At 52.0% G+C, this 6,414-nt stretch carries 15 protein-coding genes and 1 pseudogene; all 16 read left to right on the top strand.

Going from position 1 to position 6,414, the window contains the following annotated elements; genetic code table 11:
- On the top strand, positions 1 to 254 hold a 254-nt coding region (gene rplV, locus ACOSYY_RS07195), incomplete at its 5' end, for a 50S ribosomal protein L22 (RefSeq protein ID WP_421661586.1).
- A gap of 31 nt (positions 255 to 285) precedes the next feature.
- Positions 286 to 957, top strand: a complete 672-nt coding sequence (rpsC, locus tag ACOSYY_RS07190; RefSeq protein WP_421661585.1) for a 30S ribosomal protein S3 — start codon at positions 286 to 288, stop codon at positions 955 to 957.
- Between the two features lie 12 nt (positions 958 to 969).
- The gene (gene rplP, locus ACOSYY_RS07185) at positions 970 to 1,386 is read left to right on the top strand and encodes a 50S ribosomal protein L16 (protein WP_421661584.1); all 417 of its coding nucleotides are present in this window, start codon (positions 970 to 972) and stop codon (positions 1,384 to 1,386) included.
- A 36-nt stretch (positions 1,387 to 1,422) separates the two neighbouring features.
- The gene (rpmC, locus tag ACOSYY_RS07180) at positions 1,423 to 1,632 is read left to right on the top strand and encodes a 50S ribosomal protein L29 (RefSeq protein ID WP_526023302.1); all 210 of its coding nucleotides are present in this window, start codon (positions 1,423 to 1,425) and stop codon (positions 1,630 to 1,632) included.
- Between the two features lie 7 nt (positions 1,633 to 1,639).
- A complete protein-coding gene (gene rpsQ / locus ACOSYY_RS07175; protein ID WP_421661582.1) occupies positions 1,640 to 1,906 on the top strand; it encodes a 30S ribosomal protein S17 in 267 nt (88 codons plus the stop codon).
- Positions 1,907 to 1,968: 62 nt separating this feature from the next.
- Positions 1,969 to 2,337 carry a 50S ribosomal protein L14 gene (gene rplN / locus ACOSYY_RS07170; protein ID WP_086418820.1) on the top strand — a complete coding sequence of 123 codons (369 nt, stop codon included), beginning with the start codon at positions 1,969 to 1,971 and terminating at the stop codon, positions 2,335 to 2,337.
- A gap of 21 nt (positions 2,338 to 2,358) precedes the next feature.
- Positions 2,359 to 2,688, top strand: coding sequence for a 50S ribosomal protein L24 (gene rplX, locus ACOSYY_RS07165; protein WP_421661581.1), 330 nt, complete (start codon positions 2,359 to 2,361; stop codon positions 2,686 to 2,688).
- Between the two features lie 8 nt (positions 2,689 to 2,696).
- Positions 2,697 to 3,341 (top strand): 50S ribosomal protein L5, encoded by a 645-nt coding sequence (gene rplE, locus ACOSYY_RS07160; RefSeq protein ID WP_421661580.1) that lies wholly within the window; start codon positions 2,697 to 2,699, stop codon positions 3,339 to 3,341.
- 45 nt (positions 3,342 to 3,386) lie between these two features.
- Complete coding sequence (locus ACOSYY_RS07155; protein WP_526023301.1) at positions 3,387 to 3,572, top strand: type Z 30S ribosomal protein S14; 186 nt, start codon at positions 3,387 to 3,389, stop codon at positions 3,570 to 3,572.
- Between the two features lie 56 nt (positions 3,573 to 3,628).
- The gene (gene rpsH, locus ACOSYY_RS07150) at positions 3,629 to 4,024 is read left to right on the top strand and encodes a 30S ribosomal protein S8 (protein ID WP_421661578.1); all 396 of its coding nucleotides are present in this window, start codon (positions 3,629 to 3,631) and stop codon (positions 4,022 to 4,024) included.
- 43 nt (positions 4,025 to 4,067) lie between these two features.
- Positions 4,068 to 4,604, top strand: a complete 537-nt coding sequence (rplF, locus tag ACOSYY_RS07145) for a 50S ribosomal protein L6 (RefSeq protein ID WP_421661577.1) — start codon at positions 4,068 to 4,070, stop codon at positions 4,602 to 4,604.
- Positions 4,605 to 4,613: 9 nt separating this feature from the next.
- Positions 4,614 to 4,979 (top strand): 50S ribosomal protein L18, encoded by a 366-nt coding sequence (gene rplR, locus ACOSYY_RS07140; RefSeq protein WP_421661576.1) that lies wholly within the window; start codon positions 4,614 to 4,616, stop codon positions 4,977 to 4,979.
- A 69-nt stretch (positions 4,980 to 5,048) separates the two neighbouring features.
- Positions 5,049 to 5,558, top strand: coding sequence for a 30S ribosomal protein S5 (gene rpsE / locus ACOSYY_RS07135; protein WP_421661575.1), 510 nt, complete (start codon positions 5,049 to 5,051; stop codon positions 5,556 to 5,558).
- Positions 5,558 to 5,776 carry a 50S ribosomal protein L30 gene (gene rpmD, locus ACOSYY_RS07130; protein WP_421661574.1) on the top strand — a complete coding sequence of 73 codons (219 nt, stop codon included), beginning with the start codon at positions 5,558 to 5,560 and terminating at the stop codon, positions 5,774 to 5,776. The genes rpsE and rpmD overlap by 1 nt, the downstream gene beginning before the upstream one ends.
- Positions 5,773 to 6,222 carry a 50S ribosomal protein L15 gene (gene rplO / locus ACOSYY_RS07125; protein WP_421661573.1) on the top strand — a complete coding sequence of 150 codons (450 nt, stop codon included), beginning with the start codon at positions 5,773 to 5,775 and terminating at the stop codon, positions 6,220 to 6,222. Before rpmD ends, rplO begins: the two co-directional genes overlap by 4 nt.
- Positions 6,215 to 6,414: pseudogene (locus ACOSYY_RS07120) on the top strand (preprotein translocase subunit SecY); the annotation flags it as partial. The gene rplO and the pseudogene ACOSYY_RS07120, both read left to right, overlap by 8 nt.

The following is a 6,414-nucleotide window of genomic DNA, read 5'->3' as shown; positions in this document are numbered from 1 at the left end:
CTATTCTGAAGCACACCCCTCGCCATGCTGCGCGGGTGGTTGAAAAAATCGTTCGTTCCGCTGTGGCAAATGCCGAGCAGAAGGAAATGGGGGATGGCGAATCGATGGTTATCTCCAAGGCCTTTGTCGATTGCGGTCCGACATATAAACGCGTGCGCGCAAGATCGATGGGGCGGGCGAATGCAATTCAAAAGCGCACGAGCCACATTACTGTCGTCGTGGCGGCACCGTCAGCTCAGGGCAAGAGGAAATAGCTTAGTTCTCTTAGATTGAGGCACACAACGCATGGGTCAAAAAACAAATCCAATAGGCTATCGGCTGGGCTACAACTATACCTGGAGTTCTCGCTGGTATGCCGGAAAAGATTACGCCAAGCTGCTCCACCAGGATGTCAAGATTAGAAAAATGGTCAAGGCGCGTTTGTATCATGCCGGCGTATCGAAGGTTGAAATTGAACGTTCCGGCGATCAAACCAGGGTGATCATTCATACGGCTCGCCCCGGCATCATTATCGGGCGAAAGGGAGCTGAAGTCGATAAGTTAAAGGCGGATCTTGAAAAACAGTACGGGGGGCAGGTCTACATTACGGTCAAGGAAATTAAGAAGCCTGAGCTTGACGCACAGCTGGTTAGCGAAAATGTCGCAACTCAGCTCGAAAAGCGGGTGGCCTTTCGAAGAGCCATGAAGCGGAGCGTTCAATCTGCCCTAAGGCTTGGTGCTCAGGGTATCAAGATCATGGTAGCTGGTCGCTTGGGAGGCGCCGAGATCGCCAGGACGGAGTGGTATCGAGAAGGGCGTGTGCCGCTGCATACGCTTCGGGCCGAAATAGATTATGGGTTCGCCGAAGCACACACGACCATGGGGCAGATCGGGGTGAAGACCTGGATCTATAAAGGAGAGCTTCTTCCCGTTCAGCCTATTAAGGCTGAATCATCTTTAGATCGACGGTTTGGGTGAGGAGATCAAGCTGTGTTAGCGCCTAAAAAAGTCAAATTCAGAAAAATGCAGAAAGGGCGGATGACGGGTAAGGCCTATCGCGGGGGTCAGATTACTCTAGGGGAGTTTGGTTTGAAGGCATTGGAGCCAGGATGGGTGACCAGTCGACAAATTGAGGCTGCGCGTATTGCTATTACTCGGTACGTGAAACGTGGAGGGCAGGTGTGGACTCGCATTTTCCCAGACAAGCCGATCACTAAAAAACCGGCAGAAACTCGAATGGGGAAGGGAAAGGGAAATCCTGAGTATTGGGTTGCTGTCGTGAAACCTGGTCGGATTCTTTATGAGATGGACGGCGTCACCCCGGAGATTGCTCGAGAGGCGTTTCGTCTTGCTTCGCACAAGTTGCCGATTTCAACGAAACTAGTGGTTCGCGGAGAGTTTGGGTAAGTTCTTGAAGATCTAAAGAGGTGCGGGGATATGGCGTTGGATGTCAAGGAGCTTCAGCAGCTAGGGGCGGATGAGCTTATGGACAGAGAAAGGCAGCTCGTGCAAGAACTGTTTAATTTACGCTTTCAGTTCGGCTCTGGGCGACTCGAGAATCCCATGCAAATCCGGAAGACTAAGCGAGATATTGCTCGGGTTAAAACTGTTCTCCAGCAGGTGAAGAGCCGTGCGGAGGAGACTAAAAGGTAGAGGTCGTATGGCTGAGGTGGTAAAGCGTCGACATTGGTATGGTGACGTCATCGGCAACAAGATGCAAAAGACGGTCGTCGTCGTGGTTTCGAGGTCGGTTATTCATCCGATCTATAAGAAGGTTCTGAAGCGGATGACAAGACTGAAAGCTCACGATGAAAGTGGCATGTGTAAAGTGGGAGACCGGGTCAAGCTCGTGCAGACTAGGCCTCTGAGCAAAGAAAAGAACTGGCGCGTTGTCCAAGTCATGGAAAAAGGTCAACCCGAAAAGTAAGTAGCGGTATTTCTTGTGGTCCTCCGTTTTTTGTTGCCTGTAGGACGTGTAGGAATAGAGCGATGATTCAGAACTATACATATATGGATGTGGCCGATAATTCGGGAGCGAAACAGGCCATGTGTTTTCATGTTTTCGGCGGGACGAGACGACGCTATGCGTCGCTCGGAGATGTGGTGGTAGTGGCCGTCAAGGAAGCGATTCCTCAAGCCAGCGTGAAGAAGGGTGATGTAAGTCGGGCCGTTATTGTCCGAACGACGAAAGAGGTTCGCCGGGAAGACGGGTCCTATATTAAGTTTGACCGAAACGCATGCGTCTTAATCAATAAAGAGGGGGAGCCGATTGGGACGCGTATATTCGGTCCCGTTGCCCGCGAGCTCCGCTGGAAGAAATTCATGAAGATCATTTCTCTGGCACCTGAAGTTTTGTAGGGCAGAACAACGAGGAGCATCGTGGAACCACTCCGAAAAAGCAGAATCCGAAAAGGGGATACGGTCGTCGTGGTTTCTGGTCGTGAGCGAGGCAAGACCGGGAAGGTTCTGTCGATCGACCTGCGTGCCGGAAAGGTGGTTGTAGAGAAGCTGAATGTCATCAAACGACACACAAAGCCGAATCAAAAGGCCAAGCAGGGAGGCATACTTGAGCGAGAGGCACCTCTTCAGATTTCCAATGTTATGTTTCTCTGCCCAATCACACAGAAGCCTACCCGGATAGGGATTCGGGCTTTGGAAGACGGGAGACGAGTGCGCTTCAGCAAGAAATCCAATGAGGCTGTGGAATAGGGTACGTAATGGCCAAGGAACCAAAAAACCGATCCAACAAACCGACTGAGCGAAAGTCCTCGAAGAAAGAGCTGGCCCCGCAGTTGGACCAGGGAAGCGAGGAGTCCAAGTTCCGACCGCGGCTTCGCGACATGTATGAGCAGCAAGTAATCCCGGCGCTGATGAAGGAGTTTGGGTACAAGAATGTGATGCAGGTCCCCAAGCTTGAGCGTGTGGTGTTGAACGTCGGCATGGGTGAGGCGATTCAGAATGTGAAGCTCTTGGAGAGTGCGGTGGCAGAATTGGGAATGATCACCGGGCAAAAGCCGGTCGTGACTCGAGCCAAAAAAGCAATCGCCGGATTCAAGCTCAGACAGGGATTGCCCATCGGGGCTAAGGTGACACTCCGTAGTCGTCGGATGTATGAATTTTTTGATCGACTGGTGACGTTGGCACTTCCTCGGATACGGGACTTCCGCGGCATTTCTCCCAAGGCCTTTGATGGCCGTGGAAATTACACTCTCGGCTTAAAAGAGCAGCTTATCTTCCCTGAAATCAAGTACGATGAAGTGGCTTCTATCCATGGGATGGACATTACGGTTGTCACTACAGCCAGGACGAATGACGAAGGGAAAGCTCTGTTGAAGCATCTGGGTATGCCGTTTCGTACGTGAGAGCGACATGAATCAACGGCGTCTGTTTGAACGGAAGGAGTGCGTGTGTCACGATTGGCACTGAGAAATAAGGCAGCAACGAAGCAGAAGTTCTCCACGCGGGACTACCATCGCTGCGGGGTCTGCGGTCGAGTTCGTGGATATCTCAGTCGGTTTCGGATGTGCCGAATTTGTTTTCGGGTGATGAGTCTGCGTGGAGAGATTCCCGGAGTGCGAAAATCGAGCTGGTAGCGGGTGTTCTCACGCCGCTGGCCGCCAATGAATGATGGAGGATAGAAAGATAGAGCATGGTTACTGATCCAATCGGCGATCTTCTTGTTCGTTTGAAAAATGGTGCTCAACGCCGTTTTGAGACAGTCATGGTTCCTACCTCAAAGCTGAAGCGTGCCATTTTGGAGATTTTGAGGAAGGAAGGCTATGTCGAGGCAATCGAGGATGGAGTTCGGGACGGGCATCCCATTCTTACTGTGCGTCTTCGATACGTGGGAGATGGACAGCCTATGATCACCGGGTTGGAGCGTGTCAGCAAGCCGGGTCGGCGAGTCTATGTCGGCAGTCAGGACATTAAGAAAGTCCGCAATGGGATCGGTGTGTCCATCCTCTCTACATCAAAAGGTATCATGACCGACCACGAGTCCCGTAAGAGTCGTGTTGGGGGTGAGATTCTCTGCTCTGTATGGTAAGCGGATGAGTGATTTCGATCTTGAGTGAAGGATATAACAGACCATGTCCCGCATTGGAAAAAAGCCGATTGCAATTCCCGGTGGAGTGGAAGTCAAAGTTGCCGGATCAACCGTGTCTGTCAAAGGTCCATTGGGCAAGCTGGATTGGTCGCTCGTGCACGGGGTAGATGTTGCCGTCAATAATGGACAAGTCGTTGTTGGCCGTTCGAGTGACGATCGTAAGTTGAGAGCATTGCACGGGCTGACACGTGCGGAACTGAGCAACATGATTTACGGAGTGACTAAGGGGTACGAGCGTTCTCTTGAAATCACTGGGGTGGGCTACAAGACCCAAATTCAGGGTCGAACATTAAGCTTCAATGTGGGCTATATCAATCCAGTAATCTATGAGGTACCGACGGGTATTGATGTGAAAGTGGACAAGCAGACGCTCATCAACATTAAGGGAATTGACAAACGTTTGGTGGGTCAGGTGGCAGCTGATCTGCGTGCCATTAAGCCGCCGGATGTCTATAAGCAAAAAGGTGTTCGTCACGCCGGCGAGATATTGCGCAAGAAAGAGGGCAAGACGGGGAAATAGGAACTGGCCATGAATGCTGCAGACAAAGTTAGACAGCTTGATCGAAGACGCCGGCGAGTGAGGCGTGTGATTACGGGAACGGCAGAACGGCCTCGCTTAAACGTATTTAGGAGTGCGGCCCATATTTATGCGCAGATTATCGATGATATTCAAGGTACTACTCTGGCGACCGCGTCATCACTCGATAAATCATTGCGTAAGTCTCTCAAGTCGACCGGTGGAATTGAAGCGGCCAAGGCGGTAGGGAAATTGATCGCCGATCGTGCCAAGACTGTCAGGGTGAGCACGGTGGTTTTTGATCGAGGAGGCCGGAGGTACCACGGCCGAATCAAGGCGCTGGCGGATGCATCGCGTGAAGGGGGACTCCAATTTTAGGTATGAGGCGAGCCAGGACGTGTGATCTCCTATGATCTGTAACTGAACCTAGGACTGAGGGGTAAGAGCGTGCGAGTCAATCCGGATGAATTAAACCTGAAGGATAAAGTTGTATTTATCAATCGAGTCGCCAAAGTCGTGAAAGGTGGAAAGCGGTTCAACTTCTGCGCGCTTGTTGTTGTCGGTGATGGTCATGGGTGGGTTGGGATGGGTAAGGGGAAAGCCGCCGAAGTCCCCGTTGCGATTTCAAAGGCCGTCGAACAAGCCAAGAAACACCTCGTTCACGTCCCGTTGAAGGGCGGAACCATCCCGCATGAGGTGCATGGTCGGTTCGGGGCAGAGCACGTGCTACTTAAGCCGGCTGTCGACGGGACCGGAATCATTGCAGGGGGAGCGGTTCGTGCTGTAGTTGAACTAGTTGGTGCGCATAACGTCATCGCCAAAACATTGGGACGTGGGAACCCCTTCAATACAGTGCGTGCAACGCTGGACGGGCTTACCCAACTGAGAAATTTGGACGATGTTCTTCGCTTTCGCCGCCAAGCAGTCGCCGAAGAGCGAGAAAGGGTTACGATTTGATGGGCTCAATAAAGACATCTAGAACTCAAGAGCCTGGGGTTCAGAGTGTACGCGTAACATTGCGGCGTAGTCCCATTGGAACACCTGAACGACATCGCCTTGTATTGCGTGGTCTTGGCCTCCGGCGCATTCGACAGACGGTTATCCACCCTGACACGCCTCAGGTGCGAGGAATGATTGATAAAGTCGGCTACCTGCTGGAAGTTGGGAAGCCATGAACCTTCATGATTTAGCTCCCGCACGAGGAGCAAAAAAGCGACGCAAACGTATAGGACGGGGACCTGGGTCCGGTCACGGGAAAACCGCCACCAAAGGTCATAAGGGACTGTTGGCTCGATCAGGAGGCGGCAAGCGCCCAGGCTTTGAGGGCGGACAGATGCCGTTGGTGCGTCGGCTGCCAAAGTTCGGGTTTACGAACCCGTTCCGGAAAGAATATAGCGTCGTCAACATTAAGAGTTTGGAACGATGGGTCGGCAACGAGCCGGTCACTCCGCAAGCCATGGTTGATGCTGGACTGGTGAAGCGAAAAAAGTTACCGATTAAAATTCTCGGCAATGGTGAGTTGCAGAAACCACTCGTTGTTCAGGCACATAAGTTCAGTAAATCGGCTGAAGCAAAAATCCTAGCGGCCGGAGGGCGAGTCGAGGTAATCGGCGGTGCTTGAACGGCTCCTGACCAGTTTTCAGAATATTTTCAAGATTCCCGAGCTGCGTACTCGTGTTCTCTTCACGCTCGGAATGCTTGTGGTGTATCGGATCGGGTCTCACATCCCGACTCCTGGTATCAATGGTGAAGCTCTTTCCGAGTTTCTGCAGAAACAGGGCGGATCTCTGCTGGGGTTTCTCGATATTTTCTC

The sequence above is a fragment of the Nitrospira sp. BLG_2 genome, from assembly GCF_049222245.1.
The sequence above is the reverse complement of the archived record's forward strand: the minus strand, read 5'-3'. Positions and strand labels throughout refer to the sequence as shown.